Genomic DNA, 13,799 nt, shown 5'->3' with positions numbered 1-13,799 from the left:
TGATTATTCGCGTCGGGCCCTCATTATGCTTTAATATTCGCGCATCTTACTATTTTTCGAGGACAGTTCATGAAACAAGCCTTCTACGATCGCTTAGCGCAGCAGCTTAGCGATACTAAAGCGCAAGGTCTTTACAAAACTGAGCGGGTTATCCAGTCGCAACAAAGTGCTGATATTCAAGTGAGTGATAACCAGCAAGTACTGAATTTTTGCGCCAATAACTACCTTGGTTTGGCTAATAACCAAGAGCTAATCAACGCTGCAAAAGAAGGTTTGGACAGCCATGGATTCGGTATGGCCTCGGTACGTTTTATTTGCGGTACTCAAGACATACACAAAGCGCTGGAAGATAAAATTAGCGCCTTTTTAGGTATGCAAGATACTATTTTGTATCCCTCGTGTTTCGATGCAAATGGAGGGTTATTTGAAACCATCTTAGGCCCAGACGATGCGATCATTTCCGATGCTCTTAATCATGCCAGTATCATTGATGGTGTGCGATTGTGTAAGGCAAAGCGCTACCGTTATGCCAATAACGATATGCAAGCCTTGGCGGTCCAATTAGAAAAAGCCAAGAGTGAAGGTGCGCAAACGATAGTGATTGCAACCGACGGGGTGTTTTCCATGGATGGTGTTATTGCTGATCTAGCTGGTATTTGTGACCTAGCCGATCAATACGGTGCTTTAGTGATGGTCGACGACTGTCATGCCACAGGCTTTGTGGGTGAGCAAGGACGAGGTAGCCACGAGTACTGTGACGTGATGGGCCGTGTAGACATTATTACTGGTACTTTAGGTAAAGCGCTAGGCGGTGCTTCGGGCGGGTACACGTCGGGTAAAAAAGAGGTGGTTGATTGGCTGCGTCAACGCTCTCGTCCTTATTTGTTTTCTAACTCTGTTGCGCCGCCTATAGTTTCAGCATCGCTTAAAGTGTTTGATATGTTAGCTGAGGGGCACGAGTTACGAGCTCAGTTAAAACGTAATAGCACTCATTTCCGCACCCGCATGGAGCAAGCAGGTTTTACGCTATCAGGTAAAGACCACGCTATTATTCCGGTGATGTTAGGGGATGCAAAATTAGCCAGTGATATGGCTGACAAAATGCTCGAACGCGGCATCTATGTTGTCGGTTTTTCTTTCCCAGTGGTACCAAAGGATCAAGCGCGTATTCGTACGCAAATGTCGGCTGCTCATAGTATCGAACAGATTGACCGCGCGGTTGATGCTTTTATCGAAGTAGGAAAAGAGTTAGGAGTGATTAAATGAAATCCCTCGCCAAGCTCAAATCGGAAAAAGGCATCTGGCTTCACGACAGTGAATTGCCGGTTGTAGGCCACAATGACTTATTGATTAAAATTCGTAAAACCGCTATCTGTGGCACTGATATGCACATCTATAACTGGGACGAGTGGTCGCAAAAAACGATCCCTGTTCCCATGGTGGTGGGGCATGAATATGTGGGAGAAGTGGTTGAAATCGGTGAAGAAGTCCGAGGTTTTTCAATCGGTGATCGTGTTTCAGGTGAAGGACACATAACCTGTGGTCATTGCCGAAATTGCCGCGCAGGTCGCCGTCACTTATGCCGCAATACATCAGGCGTCGGGGTTGATCGTCCGGGCGCATTCGCTGAATATTTGTCTATTCCAGCGTTTAATGCGTTTAAAATTCCAGACAATATTTCAGATGATTTAGCTGCGATTTTTGACCCATTTGGTAATGCGGTACACACCGCACTGTCATTTGATTTAGTCGGGGAAGATGTATTGATTACAGGCGCCGGTCCCATAGGCGTTATGGCCGCTGCGGTGGCTCAGCATGTTGGAGCCCGCCACGTCGTCATTACCGACATCAATGAATATCGCTTAGATTTGGCGCGTAAGATGGGTGCTACCCGTGCGGTGAATGTTGCCAAGGAAAACCTAAAAGACGTCATGAATGACCTTGGCATGAGCGAAGGGTTTGATGTCGGACTTGAGATGTCAGGTGTGCCAGCAGCATTTCGCGATATGTTAGACAAGATGAACCATGGCGGTAAAGTGGCCATGCTTGGTATTCCCCCCGGAGATGTTGCCGTTGATTGGAATAAGGTGATTTTCAAGGGGCTGGTGATTAAAGGGATTTATGGCCGAGAAATGTTTGAGACTTGGTACAAAATGGCAAGTCTTATTCAAGGCGGGTTAGATTTAGCACCGATTATTACTCATCAATTTAATATCGATGAGTTTCAGCAAGGATTTGATACCATGGGCTCAGGCCATTCAGGCAAAGTCATATTAAACTGGTAATCAAAAGGTAGAACAATGGAGCAATTCGCACACATTTCAGTGCAGGACACACAGCAAAAACTGGCAGCGAAACAAGCTCGGTTGGTGGATATTCGTGACGAACAATCGTTTGTAGCAGGACATATTGAAGGCGCAGTGCATTTAACCAATGGAACGTTAGTAAACTTCACCCAGAAAACGGATTTTGATACGCCGGTTATCGTTTGCTGTTATCACGGTGTCAGTAGTCAACAAGCTGCTCAGTTCTTGATTCATCAAGGGTTTGAAGAAGTGTATAGCATGGACGGAGGCTTTGAAGCCTGGCGTCAAAGCTTGCCTTTCGTTAGTGGTGAATAGCGCATGTCCATGCCTTTCCTGCTGGTTAGTTTTAATCAAGAACGCGCTGCTCGATTACTAACTAACTATTTGAATAGTCAGGGTATTGTGGCGCAATACTCTTTTCAAAGTGGCGAGCACGCTGTGCAACTTCTCAATGAGTCAGACAAGGATGTTGCCAGCGATATCGCCAGTGAATTTATTCAATTCCCTCAGGACAAAAAATATCAGCAAGCGGCGTGGGATAGCGGCCAAACGGTGACGTTAAGCGACAGAAACTCGGGTGTTTCTTTAAACGGTATGTGGCAGCAGCTGCGCGATATACCCGTCACCACGAGTATTTTGCTCACGTGTTTGCTGGTGTATTTGTTGGCTATGGTCGGCTTTTTTTGGCCATACAAGGTGCTGGCAATAGAGCCTCTGCCACAGCTGTTGGAAAATCACCAATGGTGGCGTTTAATCGGCCCAGCGCTTATTCATTTTTCGGTACTACACATCGTATTTAATTTACTCTGGTGGTGGACTCTCGGCGGTCAAATAGAGCGCCTGCTAGGTCGTGCGACACTGGTCATGCTGTTTCTGTTTTCAGCTTTATTATCAAACATTGGCCAATTGTTAGTCAGCGGTGAAAATTTCGGTGGTTTATCAGGTGTGGTTTATGCATTGGTTGGCTGCGTGTGGTGGTTAGGGTGGTTGCGGCCGTCTTGGGGCCTCATGATGCCTAAACCGTTAATTGGCTTTTTATTGGTATGGTTGGTAGTGGGCTATGCCGATATTCTTTGGGTCAGTATGGCCAATACTGCTCACACAGTTGGCTTGATAAGTGGTTGTTTTTTTGCATTTATATTAAGCCGTTTTACGAGCAAAAAAGGGTAGGGCTAAAACCTATCTCTGTTTTGCTACTGAGGTAGGTTGGGTGCAGGTAAGCAACGAGCGATTTTTGAAGCGCCCTTAAATGATTTTAACCGTAATAGATGTATTTGGTGAAGATAACGTCTTTAATCATATTCGAGCCCGTTTCTTCCTTCATCAATTTACGCATGGTATCTAAAAAAGTGCGTCGAATATCTTCACGACCAGTAAGAGATTTGACTCGCTCTTCCGGTTGACGGCCAAGGATTTCAATGGCGGTGGCGCGTAGCAAGGGAGAGTGATGATCTGCTTTTTCTAAATCGTTCACATCTTCAAGCATCAATTCGATGGTAATGCGCACGTAGCCTAACTTACGATTACTGTTGCCTAAATAATTCGTCACGATATCAGGCTCTAGGCCAAAATAGGCAAATTGCTTGCTTGGCGCTTCTTGCGCAAAAGAAGGCGATAGCAGTGTACTAAGTAGCACTAGGCAAGTAGCAAATAATCTGACAATGCGCATTTCTACCTCTTCAACTGGCCGGTATATTAATTTCCTTAGTGTCAATAGCTTACCAAGAATTCACGGAATCGCTAAAACTATTTATTCACTCTTTAGTCTAGCTTCGTCAATTGATATTATGTGGGGCTATGCTAAATACTCTTTCTCACTCATACGGTTTGTCACTAGATGGCGTTTCTTGGTTTAATCAAGAACAGGCGCTTATCCCTAATCTGGAACTTGAAAGTTGGTTACTTAATACAGGCTCGCTAACACAAAGGTTACAAGGCCATTGCCAAGACTTCAAAGTACAGGTGGTCAGTCAAAAACAAGGTGTCGCTAATGCAGATGAATATAAGCAGTTAGCAACGCCTTTTGCATCCCAATGTGCACAGCAATGGCAAATCCGTGAGGTGATTCTACATGGTGATAACCAGCCTTGGGTGTTTGCCCGCTCGATTATTCCCCAAGCATTATGTGAAGCGGATTTCTTAAACTTAGGTGACAAACCTTTAGGCCATCTGATTTTTAACGATGACCGATTCAAGCGCCAGCCCTTTCAACTAACGTGCATTCAACCTAATGACACCTTTATCGCCGAATATGGGGACGCGCCACTCGCGAACATTTGGGGCCGTCGCTCCGTATTTCGCTTTCAGCAACATGCCATGATGGTCGCCGAAGTGTTTTTACCTCAGGCTCCCGCATACAGAGATTTGAATCTTGACCAATAAATTATTAACTCGCCCAGTCATGCGCGGTTTTTGGCTATTAATGCGGGCAGACAAACCCGTTGGCAGTTACTTGTTGTTATGGCCGACGTTATGGGCTTTGATGATTGCAGCACAAGGGTTACCACCTTGGTGGATTACGGCTATTTTTGTCGCGGGTGTTTTTGTTATGCGCTCAGCAGGCTGCGTGATCAACGACTACGCAGATCGCAAAGTCGATGGCAAAGTGGCAAGAACAAATGCCAGGCCTTTGGTCAGCGGCGTGGTAAGCGAGAAGCAGGCGTTAGGATTATTTGCAACCCTAGTAGGGGTGGCATTCTTGCTCGTACTGGCCTTAAATTGGCAAACCATTGTTCTATCGATAGGGGCTCTCGGGTTAGCTGCCGTTTACCCCTTTATGAAACGCTATACCCATTTACCACAAGTGGTGCTTGGTGCCGCATTTGCTTGGGCGATCCCAATGGCATTTATGGCGGTTAATGAAGCCGTACCTGGCATAGCCTGGTGGCTGTTTAGTATCAACGTTTTATGGACAGTGGCTTACGATACCGAGTATGCCATGGTTGATAGAAATGACGATTTGCAAATTGGGGTGAAATCAACTGCGATATTGTTCGGACAATACGATAGGTTGATTGTTGGCTTGCTACAACTAAGCGTTGTTCTGATGTTACTCGCGCTGGGACAATATCTGCATTTTACGTTGCCATTTTACTTAGGCGTGTTGGTCGCTGTTGCGCTGTTTGTTTATCAACAACGTTTGATCTATGAACGAGACAGACAAGCCTGCTTTACCGCGTTTTTAAACAATAATTACGTGGGCATGGCTATCGCCATTGGCATAGCTGGACACTATTTTATCTAATACCTTAATTTGGCATCCGGGGCACTGGAGAGAGTGATATGAGTGGCGAAATTTCATAATAGCCACTGAGCAATCAACGAAAACGCGTTCAGTGGCATCACAAGTCACTAAAATAACATCAATTTCTGAGTCCACTATGAGTGGAGCTCAGGAAACTGAAAATTCAGCTGAAGACTTACTCGTTGTCGTAAACACCCTTAAAAACGAGCTCGCTCAACTGCAAAAAGGTCGCTAGTCGGTCTTGTTGTCTTGCAAGCCCTTTTCTAAGGCCTCGAGTTTAGCTTCTAGTACAGCGAGCTTTTCTCTGGTGCGAATAAGCACATTACTTTGAATTTCAAACTCTTCACGGCTAACAAAATCTAACTTGTTCAGTTGGCTTTGTAGCACTTGCTTTACCTTCGACTCAGCGCCTTCAGCCATGGTTTTTACACCAGGAGGAATCGCTTCGGTAATTTGTTTGGCAATATCCTCTAATTTTTTTGGATCAAGCATCAATGGCTCCATGATAGTGGTGATGGTTTATTGTAGCGAATACCTAAACGCTTAGCAGTATAAAAACGCTCATCTTAGTGAATCAATCAACCTTCTTTAACGGATGATATTTTCCCGCGGATCATTCGCCTTTGCATGGGGTTTGATATTACAATTCCCTGCCCAAAACAAAAGTGAATTGCATGAAACTAAATCCCGGCCAAAATGACGCTGTAAATTATATCTCTGGCCCTTGCTTAGTGTTAGCGGGTGCTGGCAGTGGTAAAACTCGCGTTATCACCAATAAAATTGCTTATCTTGTACGCGAATGTGACATCCCTGCACGTTATATTGCGGCGGTAACGTTTACCAATAAAGCTTCTCGCGAAATGAAAGAGCGAGTGGCGCAAACCTTAGGGCGAAAAGAGGCCCGGGGCTTAAAGGTGTCAACCTTTCATACATTAGGTTTGCGGATCATAAAAGCGGAAGTCAAAACTCTAGGCCTAAAAGCAGGTTTTTCACTGTTTGATGACAAAGACAGCATGGCATTGCTGAAAGATTTAACCGATGTAGAGCTTGGCGGCGACAAGGACCAACTGCAATTACTGCAAAGCTGCATTTCGAATTGGAAGAACGATCTGCTGTTGCCAGAGCAATTACTTAAGCGTACATCTTCTGCTGGAGACGCAGAATTTGCTGAATTTTATCAGCGCTATCAAAACCATTTACGCGCCTACAACGCATTAGATTTTGATGATTTGATCTTGTTGCCCACTTTGCTGCTCAAGCACAATGAAACGGTACGTCAAAAGTGGCAAAGCCGGATCCGCTACTTGCTGGTGGATGAGTATCAAGATACCAATACTAGCCAATACGAATTAGTACGCTTATTGGTGGGTCAGCGCGCTCGTTTTACCGTGGTTGGGGATGATGACCAATCGATCTATTCTTGGCGGGGAGCTAGGCCGCAAAATCTAGTGTTGTTGAGCAAAGATTTCCCAGATTTGCGAGTTATAAAGCTAGAGCAAAACTATCGTTCCTCTGGGCGTATTTTGCATTGTGCCAATATCTTGATCCAAAATAACCCGCATGTGTTTGAAAAGAAGCTTTTCTCTGAACTGGGCTATGGAAGCGAGCTGCGCATCATCACAGCGAAAAATGAAGAACATGAAGCTGAGCGGGTTGTGGCTGAGCTTATTGCACATAAGTTTATGCAGGGCACCAGTTTTAAAGATTACGCCATATTGTATCGCGGCAACTTTCAATCTCGACTGTTTGAAAAAGTGCTTATGGCCAACCGTATCCCTTACAAAATAAATGGCGGAACATCGTTTTTTGGGCGCACTGAGGTCAAAGATATTATGGCCTATTTGCGCTTGTTGGTGAACCAAGATGATGACAACGCGCTGCTGCGAGTGATCAATACTCCAACACGGGGTATAGGTCGAGTGACGTTAGAAAAGCTAGGTAATTTTGCCAACCAAAACCGTACCAGCATGTTTGAAGCAGCCTGTTCACCTATGCTCAGCACAGTTATATCAGGAAAGTCTCTTGAGTCAGTAGAGGGTTTCGCGCGCTGGATTGTAGAACTCTCAGATGAAGTAAAGCGCAGTGACAGCATTGCTGCTATTCGTCAGATGATTAAAGACATGGGCTATGAAGAATGGCTTTACGAGACCAGCACGAGCCCTAAAGCTGCTGAGATGGGTATGGGTAACATCAGTACTTTATTTGGTTGGGTCAGCGATATGCTTGAAGGCGGCGAGCTTGATGCGCCTATGAGCCTGCAAGAAGTGGTTAATCGACTAATACTGCGTGACATGATGGAGCGTGGAGAAGACACTGAAGAAACCGACCAGGTACAGCTGATGACATTACATTCGTCCAAAGGTTTGGAGTTTCCATATGTATTTATGGTGGGTATGGAAGAAGGCCTTTTGCCCCATCAAAGCAGTATCGATGAAGACAACATTGAAGAAGAGCGTCGCTTAGCGTACGTGGGGATAACTCGAGCTCAGAAAGAGCTATTTTTCACCTTAGCGAAAGAGCGTCGTCAATTCGGTGAAGTGATTCAACCAGAGCCCAGCCGCTTTTTACACGAACTGCCCGCTGATGACGTGCACTGGGAATTGAAAAAACCAAAAGTCAGCGCACAGGCCCGTCAGCAAAAAGGGCAAACAGGTATTGCTAATTTGCGGGATATGATGAATAAAAAGTAGTGCTAATCAGGCAGTATTACTTGAGACGGGGGCTCTAAATAAGGCCCTTGTCCCAACTGGCAGCCCACCGAGTTGAGTAAATCTGCTTGCTCTTTATCTGTTATTCCCGACACAATAAGTTTGAATTTTAACTGCTCAGACATAGCCAACACAGACTGGATTAATTTGAGGTTGCGTTCTGAACGAGGAACGGTTTTCACAAAGCGGTGATCTACTTTGACAAAGTCAAAGGGGTAAGAATACAAATAGCTTAACGATGCTAAGCCACTGCCAAAGTTATCTAGCACTATCTTAATGCCAGAGCGTTTTAAATGTTTAATGGCGGGCAAGCTAAACTGTGCTCGACGATTTAAATCATTCTCATCAAATTCAAAAATGAGTCTTTTCGGATCAATCTGCTTTTCTCTAATATCTTGAATTAACTGAACAGCTGCTTCGGTGTGTGTCAGGTAATGAATGGAGAGATTGACAGCTACTTTGTAGTGCGATTTTCCGGCATAAGAGGTAAGCGTTTGACTCAACATGGCAAATGCAGCTTTGAGCATGAAGTTATCCATTTCAACCACTAAGCCACTGTGTTCAGCAATTTGCCAAAAGCTGTCGCGATCCATCACTCCCAACTTGGGGTTGACCCAACGCACTCTGCATTCGTCATAAATATGATTGTCACTGCTCATGTCAAACACGGGATGCGAGTACACGTCGAAGGCTTCGTTTTTAAGGGCTTTTCGAAATTCAGTTTCTATTTCAAGCTCTTCAAGTAACTTTTTACGCATGGTTAAATCGAATACCACGTATTGGCCGCGGCCTTGCGATTTGGCTTGATACATGGCTGCATCTGCATCACGCACGATTTCACTGGCAGTTTGATAACCACTTTCAAGATAAGCAATGCCGATGCTGGCACCCGAGAATATTTCTCGGCCGTCTAAAACAAACGGGGCTGCTATAGAGTTAATAATCCGATTCGAGATGATCTCAACATCATCTGGCGATTCGAAATTATCCAGCAAGATGACAAATTCATCCCCACCCAAACGAGCCAGTAGATCGTGGCCACGAATACAGTGATTGATGCGACTAGCGACTTCAATTAAAAATGAATCCCCCGCATGATGGCCTATGGTGTCGTTGATTTGTTTAAAACGATCTAAATCGATGAATACGACAGCAAAATTATTCTGCGGATAACGCTTTTTATTCGCTAAAGCCTGACTCAGTCGCGCGTTAAACATTGTCCGGTTTGGTAAATCGGTTAACGCGTCATGATGAGCGTCATGCACCAGCTTCTGTTGAATTGCTTTACGCTCTTCAATTTGCTTTTGCAGATACTGATTTGTTTTATTCAGCTCTTCGGTACGCTCTTTAACCATTTCGGTAAGTTGCTGGTTATACCTCTGAATGGCATCAGAAGAGCGCTTTCGCTCTAACGCTACGGCAATATGATGGGAAACAAAACGTAATAATTCCAAATCACGCAATGAGTAGTGTTCATCTTGGCTGTAACTTTGAATGGCAATCACACCTGATATTTCACCGTCGACGACCAAGGGGGAGCCCAGCCAAGAATTGTTTTGTTCAAGCATGTTTTGAGCAGTAACAGCGTCAATCTCGTTCTTTGCTGTTAGCTCCTTGACCCTAGAGGGGTTAATCAATTCTGCACTACCAGTACGTAATACAAATTCAGTTAAACCTAAACCGATTTCTCGTGATGCAATAAGCGTATTGACTTCATCTGAGTAGTAAGGGAATTCGAGACGCTTTTTGTCTGAACTAATTGTTGCTATGTAACAGTTCGGTGCACTAATAAGTCGAGCGATAACTTCGTGTAGTGAAGCGTAAAAATCAGCCATATTGCCATCTACGGAAGCGGATAGCTCAGAGATTTCAAACAGGGCGTTTTGCAGCGTTTCTACTTTTTGTCGTTCGTTGATTTCTTCTTGTAGTTCTTCGTTGATGCTTTGCAGTTGTTTTGTGCGTTCGCGGATCGTTTGTTCATTCATTTCACGGCTTTTCACTCGATCTACCGTGTTGACTATATGCTGCGAAACGAACAATAGTATGTCTAAATCTTCTTGGTTGTAGCGAATAGATTTGTCGTAACTTTGCACTACCATAGCGCCAATAACTTGGTTACCGCGTTTTAACGGAACACCGATCCAGTCTACTGGCCCAGAACCAATTTGTTTTACGTTGATTTGTTTAAGTTGGGCTTCGCGCGTTTCTTCGGTTAAAAAAAGATGATTACCAGTGCGTAATATATAGCCAGTAAAACCTTCCATTAATTCAGAGGCGGGGATTTGGCGCAGCGTGACTTCATCAAACTGATCAACAAAATAAACAAAATCAATGAGTTCATCTATTTGATCATAAAATGCTACATAGAAATTCTGCGCATTCATGAAACGGCCAATAATTTCATGGATAGCGGGGTACAGACGTGACAATTCACCCACTGAACTGGCTAGTTCAGAAATATCAAATAGCGATTTCTGTATCGCTTCCGAGTGCTTATATTTCTCAGTGAGTTGTTGTAACTGAGGTATCAGTTCACGTAACTCATCTATGGATAAGTTATCGGAAATATTATTAATTGAGGTATGGTTAGAGAACGCGTGCACAAACAGTCTATTTTTAGTTATTTTTATAGCGCCAAAATAAACCATTCGTTACAAAAAGGCCACCCTAAGGTGGCCTTTTTATGAACAATTTTTAGTAAAAAGAGCCTTACAAACCTTCGGTCATGTGCTCAATAGCAGCTTTTATCTCATCATCAGAACAATCTGCACATGTTCCGCGAGGAGGCATGGCATTGATGCCGTTAATGGCATTTTGCCACACGGTATCAAAACCTTTTTCTAAGCGAGGTGCCCAGTCAGCAGCATCTTGGAATTTAGGAGCTCCTAAAACGCCAGAGCTGTGACATGCCACGCAAGCTGTACCGTATATGTCCGCGCCTGAACGTGGTCCACCCGCTGAAGCAGTTTCTGCTTTAGCACCGGCAACATGTACTTTGCCTATTGGGGCAATGCGTGATTTTATTTCGTCATCACTGTTAACTGCTGCATTAGCCGTGAAAACTGATGCTAAGCCTAAAAACATGCACAATAAAAATTTACGTTTCACTATTTTCTCCACGTCAGGGGGTCACCCTGCTTATCGTTGCTGATAAATAATCTGCTGAGATTATAACGACTAATTAAGTGTGAACAACCATTTATGTAACATGCTAGGTGTTATTGCCTTGGTTTTCGCCGAATATAACTGGCAAATTTAGGGATCCCGTTAACGGTTAGGTCATAATACTTAAAGGTCACTACTGAGCCGACAGGGGGAGGGGAACGACGCTCTTGGTCGGAAAACCCGCTGCCGATTTTAAACACTTTGCCATTACTCATTTGCACGCGAATAGCGCCCATCATACCTTGGTATTTACCGTTTCCAGGTAAGTGCGCTAATACAATAGCTTCAGCATCGCGATGCTTTTTAAGCTTTAACACATTGTTGCTGCGCAAAGGAGTATATAGCGCATCTTGATGATGTAACATCAAGCCTTCACCGCCACCAAGAGAAACTTCATCTAGCGCCGCCATTAGCGCTGAATGACTGGAATACTTACGCTGGGGGATCACCTGCATATGACCCAAGTTTGCCTGTATTGCTAACACCTCGAGCATTCGCAAGCGTTCACTGAACGGACCTGTGTAGCCGGGCAAATCAAACAGCATAAATTTTATTTCCCGCCAGCCGTCGCTTGGCTCGTGACTGAGTACGACAGAAGCGGTTCTCTCAAAACGCTGACGGCCTATCCACAGCTCACCGTCGAGAACATGTTTAGGTAATCTCTCAACAAACCATAGCGGTGCGGATATAGGGTTACCTGAGCGGGTGAGCAACTGGGTGCCATCCCAGCGAGCTCGAATGCCATCTAATTTCTCGCTTACTAAATATTCAGCTACGTTAACAGAGTCATTAAAGCGATTAGCGAGCTCGATTTCAGGTTTATGTTGCGCAAACGCATAGGAGAGCGGAATACATATTAAATAAATCAAAACTAAGCGGGTATAAATTGACATAGCTAAACCGTCCTTGGATAGAAACGAATTTACAGCTTAGTTCAAAAGCATTAGCCTGAGAGATTTATTATGTATGAGAGCCGGATAAGTGTTAATCGCTTGCGCTGCGCAGCCAGTTCGCTGAAGCATGCTGTGGCTAAATGTGTCGACACCAAATGTATCGATAGCCAAATGCAACAGTGAACCTAGGCTCTGAGTCCTATACTAAGAGCAGCTTTCCCTAATTTGCAGCAATGAACGGTTATTTATCGTTACTTTGCAAAAAATCGCTAATCAACTTCGTTACCTTTTCAGGCTGCTCGTCAATTGACCAGTGTCCAGCGTTTACCAGCCATACTAGCGATGCATTTGGAATAGTTTCTGCTAACTGTGGTGCGTATTGGGGTTTTTGAAAATTATCTTTGTCGCCCCACAATATTAATGTTTGGTGAGGTAAGCGCTTTAACTCGCCAGCGATGGCTTGGGTGTATTCCTTGTTGAGCCTGCGCATATTGTTGAACATCGCTGCTTTTCCCTGTTCGCTGCTCCATTGTCCTACATACATTCGTACTAATTCATCTGTCATGACACTTTGGTCGTGCACGCCTTTAGGCATGAAATCATTTAATATATCGATCAGCTCATCGGGGCTGGTTTTTTCTTCAACACCAGGCTCCAGCAAGGGAGCAAATTCAGGTATTGGCCAAGAATCGAAGCACACGCTGTCTATAAGCACGATTGAGTTTACTTTCGCAGGGTGTTTTACGGCCATTAGTTGAGCCACGCCCCCACCAATATCATGTCCTACAATGTCGGCTCTGGAGATCCCAAGCGCACCCATAAACTTGCTCATGATCCGGCTCTGGGCATTAATAGAGACATCAGTATCTTGTGGCATGTCAGACTCACCATAGTTGAGTAAATCTGGAGTGATAACACGATATTGAGAAGAGAGTTCTAGCATGACGTTTCGCCACAATGACCTATTGGTAGGGATACCGTGTATCAGTAACAGAGGTGTGCCTTCCCCCATTTCTTCATATGCTATTTGATGCCCTTCAACGGTAACGTATTTTGTCGCGCTCATATTCACTTCTCCTTTTCAATTTGATACGAGACGAGAGTCTCATCTGTACGAACCTTCATTCTCACCCTATTAAGATGACGTTATATCCTGTGAAGCCTACATAGGACGAAGAGCTCGAAACCTATAAGAGCTAAAAGCAATTATCGTCCCAACTGTTTTTAATTAAATTTTTGCTTAAGCTTGTGACGGTTTTTGTGCCAAGCGAGCCGAGGAAGGTCATGGCCTAGAAAGGCGGTAGGGCGTTTAGAGAGTAATCAATGAGATTTTTTAATTCAGCAGGTAGCGAAAGCATAAAGCGCTGCAGTGCAACGTTTTACAAAACAGGTGAGAAATAAACTCACGTTTAAAGAAAGAATTACAGGTAGCGATTATATTTTTTGAAAGTTAATACCAATCCGCATTAATAAGTGACCGTCT

13 protein-coding genes are annotated in these 13,799 nt (G+C 44.4%); 7 read left to right on the top strand and 6 right to left on the bottom strand.

Annotation, left to right across the window (positions count from 1 at the left end; translation table 11 throughout):
* Positions 1 to 69: 69 nt before the first annotated feature.
* The 4 genes from GCHA_RS21480 to glpG are packed head-to-tail and all read left to right on the top strand — an operon-like array spanning position 70 to position 3,476.
* Positions 70 to 1,266, top strand: coding sequence for a glycine C-acetyltransferase (locus GCHA_RS21480; protein ID WP_007992111.1), 1,197 nt, complete (start codon positions 70 to 72; stop codon positions 1,264 to 1,266).
* Positions 1,263 to 2,285 carry an L-threonine 3-dehydrogenase gene (gene tdh, locus GCHA_RS21475; protein ID WP_007992110.1) on the top strand — a complete coding sequence of 341 codons (1,023 nt, stop codon included), beginning with the start codon at positions 1,263 to 1,265 and terminating at the stop codon, positions 2,283 to 2,285. Before GCHA_RS21480 ends, tdh begins: the two co-directional genes overlap by 4 nt.
* A 15-nt stretch (positions 2,286 to 2,300) precedes the next feature.
* Positions 2,301 to 2,621 carry a thiosulfate sulfurtransferase GlpE gene (gene glpE, locus GCHA_RS21470; protein ID WP_007992108.1) on the top strand — a complete coding sequence of 107 codons (321 nt, stop codon included), beginning with the start codon at positions 2,301 to 2,303 and terminating at the stop codon, positions 2,619 to 2,621.
* 3 nt (positions 2,622 to 2,624) lie between these two features.
* On the top strand, positions 2,625 to 3,476 hold the full coding sequence (gene glpG, locus GCHA_RS21465) for a rhomboid family intramembrane serine protease GlpG (RefSeq protein WP_007992107.1): 852 nt from the start codon (positions 2,625 to 2,627) through the stop codon (positions 3,474 to 3,476).
* Between the two features lie 85 nt (positions 3,477 to 3,561).
* Here the strand turns inward: glpG and GCHA_RS21460 are convergent, their stop codons facing one another.
* On the bottom strand, positions 3,562 to 3,975 hold the full coding sequence (locus GCHA_RS21460; protein ID WP_007992106.1) for a flagellar basal body-associated protein FliL: 414 nt from the start codon (positions 3,973 to 3,975) through the stop codon (positions 3,562 to 3,564).
* 128 nt (positions 3,976 to 4,103) lie between these two features.
* Between GCHA_RS21460 and GCHA_RS21455 the strand changes: the two genes are divergently transcribed.
* Together GCHA_RS21455 and ubiA are read left to right on the top strand one after the other, a co-directional pair.
* On the top strand, positions 4,104 to 4,688 hold the full coding sequence (locus GCHA_RS21455) for a chorismate--pyruvate lyase family protein (protein WP_007992105.1): 585 nt from the start codon (positions 4,104 to 4,106) through the stop codon (positions 4,686 to 4,688).
* A gap of 40 nt (positions 4,689 to 4,728) precedes the next feature.
* Positions 4,729 to 5,550 (top strand): 4-hydroxybenzoate octaprenyltransferase, encoded by an 822-nt coding sequence (gene ubiA / locus GCHA_RS21450; protein ID WP_052018013.1) that lies wholly within the window; start codon positions 4,729 to 4,731, stop codon positions 5,548 to 5,550.
* Between the two features lie 231 nt (positions 5,551 to 5,781).
* On the opposite strand, the gene ubiK is transcribed toward ubiA, so the two are convergent.
* Positions 5,782 to 6,042 (bottom strand): ubiquinone biosynthesis accessory factor UbiK, encoded by a 261-nt coding sequence (ubiK, locus tag GCHA_RS21445; protein ID WP_007992102.1) that lies wholly within the window; start codon positions 6,040 to 6,042, stop codon positions 5,782 to 5,784.
* Between the two features lie 182 nt (positions 6,043 to 6,224).
* Here ubiK and rep point away from each other — a divergent pair, with 182 nt between their 5' ends.
* On the top strand, positions 6,225 to 8,240 hold the full coding sequence (gene rep / locus GCHA_RS21440) for a DNA helicase Rep (RefSeq protein WP_007992101.1): 2,016 nt from the start codon (positions 6,225 to 6,227) through the stop codon (positions 8,238 to 8,240).
* 2 nt (positions 8,241 to 8,242) lie between these two features.
* Here the strand turns inward: rep and GCHA_RS21435 are convergent, their stop codons facing one another.
* The 4 genes from GCHA_RS21435 to GCHA_RS21420 form a co-directional block, all read right to left on the bottom strand.
* A complete protein-coding gene (locus GCHA_RS21435) occupies positions 8,243 to 10,906 on the bottom strand; it encodes a bifunctional diguanylate cyclase/phosphodiesterase (RefSeq protein ID WP_007992100.1) in 2,664 nt (887 codons plus the stop codon).
* 61 nt (positions 10,907 to 10,967) lie between these two features.
* The gene (locus GCHA_RS21430; RefSeq protein WP_039992898.1) at positions 10,968 to 11,366 is read right to left on the bottom strand and encodes a c-type cytochrome; all 399 of its coding nucleotides are present in this window, start codon (positions 11,364 to 11,366) and stop codon (positions 10,968 to 10,970) included.
* A 110-nt stretch (positions 11,367 to 11,476) separates the two neighbouring features.
* Entirely contained in the window at positions 11,477 to 12,316 is an 840-nt protein-coding gene (locus GCHA_RS21425) for a DNA ligase (RefSeq protein ID WP_007992098.1), read from the bottom strand.
* A 241-nt stretch (positions 12,317 to 12,557) separates the two neighbouring features.
* Positions 12,558 to 13,382, bottom strand: coding sequence for an alpha/beta fold hydrolase (locus tag GCHA_RS21420; protein ID WP_007992096.1), 825 nt, complete (start codon positions 13,380 to 13,382; stop codon positions 12,558 to 12,560).
* Between the last annotated feature and the right edge of the window lie 417 nt (positions 13,383 to 13,799).

The organism is Paraglaciecola chathamensis S18K6 (assembly GCA_000314955.1).
Classification (GTDB): domain Bacteria; phylum Pseudomonadota; class Gammaproteobacteria; order Enterobacterales; family Alteromonadaceae; genus Paraglaciecola; species Paraglaciecola chathamensis.
The sequence above is the reverse complement of the archived record's forward strand: the minus strand, read 5'-3'. Positions and strand labels throughout refer to the sequence as shown.

Excerpts from the sequence above, each read along its gene's own strand:
- GCHA_RS21480 (WP_007992111.1), top strand. The coding sequence starts at position 70 with ATGAAACAAGCCTTCTACGATCGCTTAGCGCAGCAGCTTAGCGATACT.
- tdh (WP_007992110.1), top strand. The coding sequence starts at position 1,263 with ATGAAATCCCTCGCCAAGCTCAAATCGGAAAAAGGCATCTGGCTTCAC.
- glpE (WP_007992108.1), top strand. The coding sequence starts at position 2,301 with ATGGAGCAATTCGCACACATTTCAGTGCAGGACACACAGCAAAAACTG.
- glpG (WP_007992107.1), top strand. The coding sequence starts at position 2,625 with ATGTCCATGCCTTTCCTGCTGGTTAGTTTTAATCAAGAACGCGCTGCT.
- GCHA_RS21460 (WP_007992106.1), bottom strand. The coding sequence starts at position 3,975 with ATGCGCATTGTCAGATTATTTGCTACTTGCCTAGTGCTACTTAGTACA.
- GCHA_RS21455 (WP_007992105.1), top strand. The coding sequence starts at position 4,104 with ATGCTAAATACTCTTTCTCACTCATACGGTTTGTCACTAGATGGCGTT.
- ubiA (WP_052018013.1), top strand. The coding sequence starts at position 4,729 with ATGCGGGCAGACAAACCCGTTGGCAGTTACTTGTTGTTATGGCCGACG.
- ubiK (WP_007992102.1), bottom strand. The coding sequence starts at position 6,042 with ATGCTTGATCCAAAAAAATTAGAGGATATTGCCAAACAAATTACCGAA.
- rep (WP_007992101.1), top strand. The coding sequence starts at position 6,225 with ATGAAACTAAATCCCGGCCAAAATGACGCTGTAAATTATATCTCTGGC.
- GCHA_RS21435 (WP_007992100.1), bottom strand. The coding sequence starts at position 10,906 with ATGGTTTATTTTGGCGCTATAAAAATAACTAAAAATAGACTGTTTGTG.
- GCHA_RS21425 (WP_007992098.1), bottom strand. The coding sequence starts at position 12,316 with ATGTCAATTTATACCCGCTTAGTTTTGATTTATTTAATATGTATTCCG.
- GCHA_RS21420 (WP_007992096.1), bottom strand. The coding sequence starts at position 13,382 with ATGAGCGCGACAAAATACGTTACCGTTGAAGGGCATCAAATAGCATAT.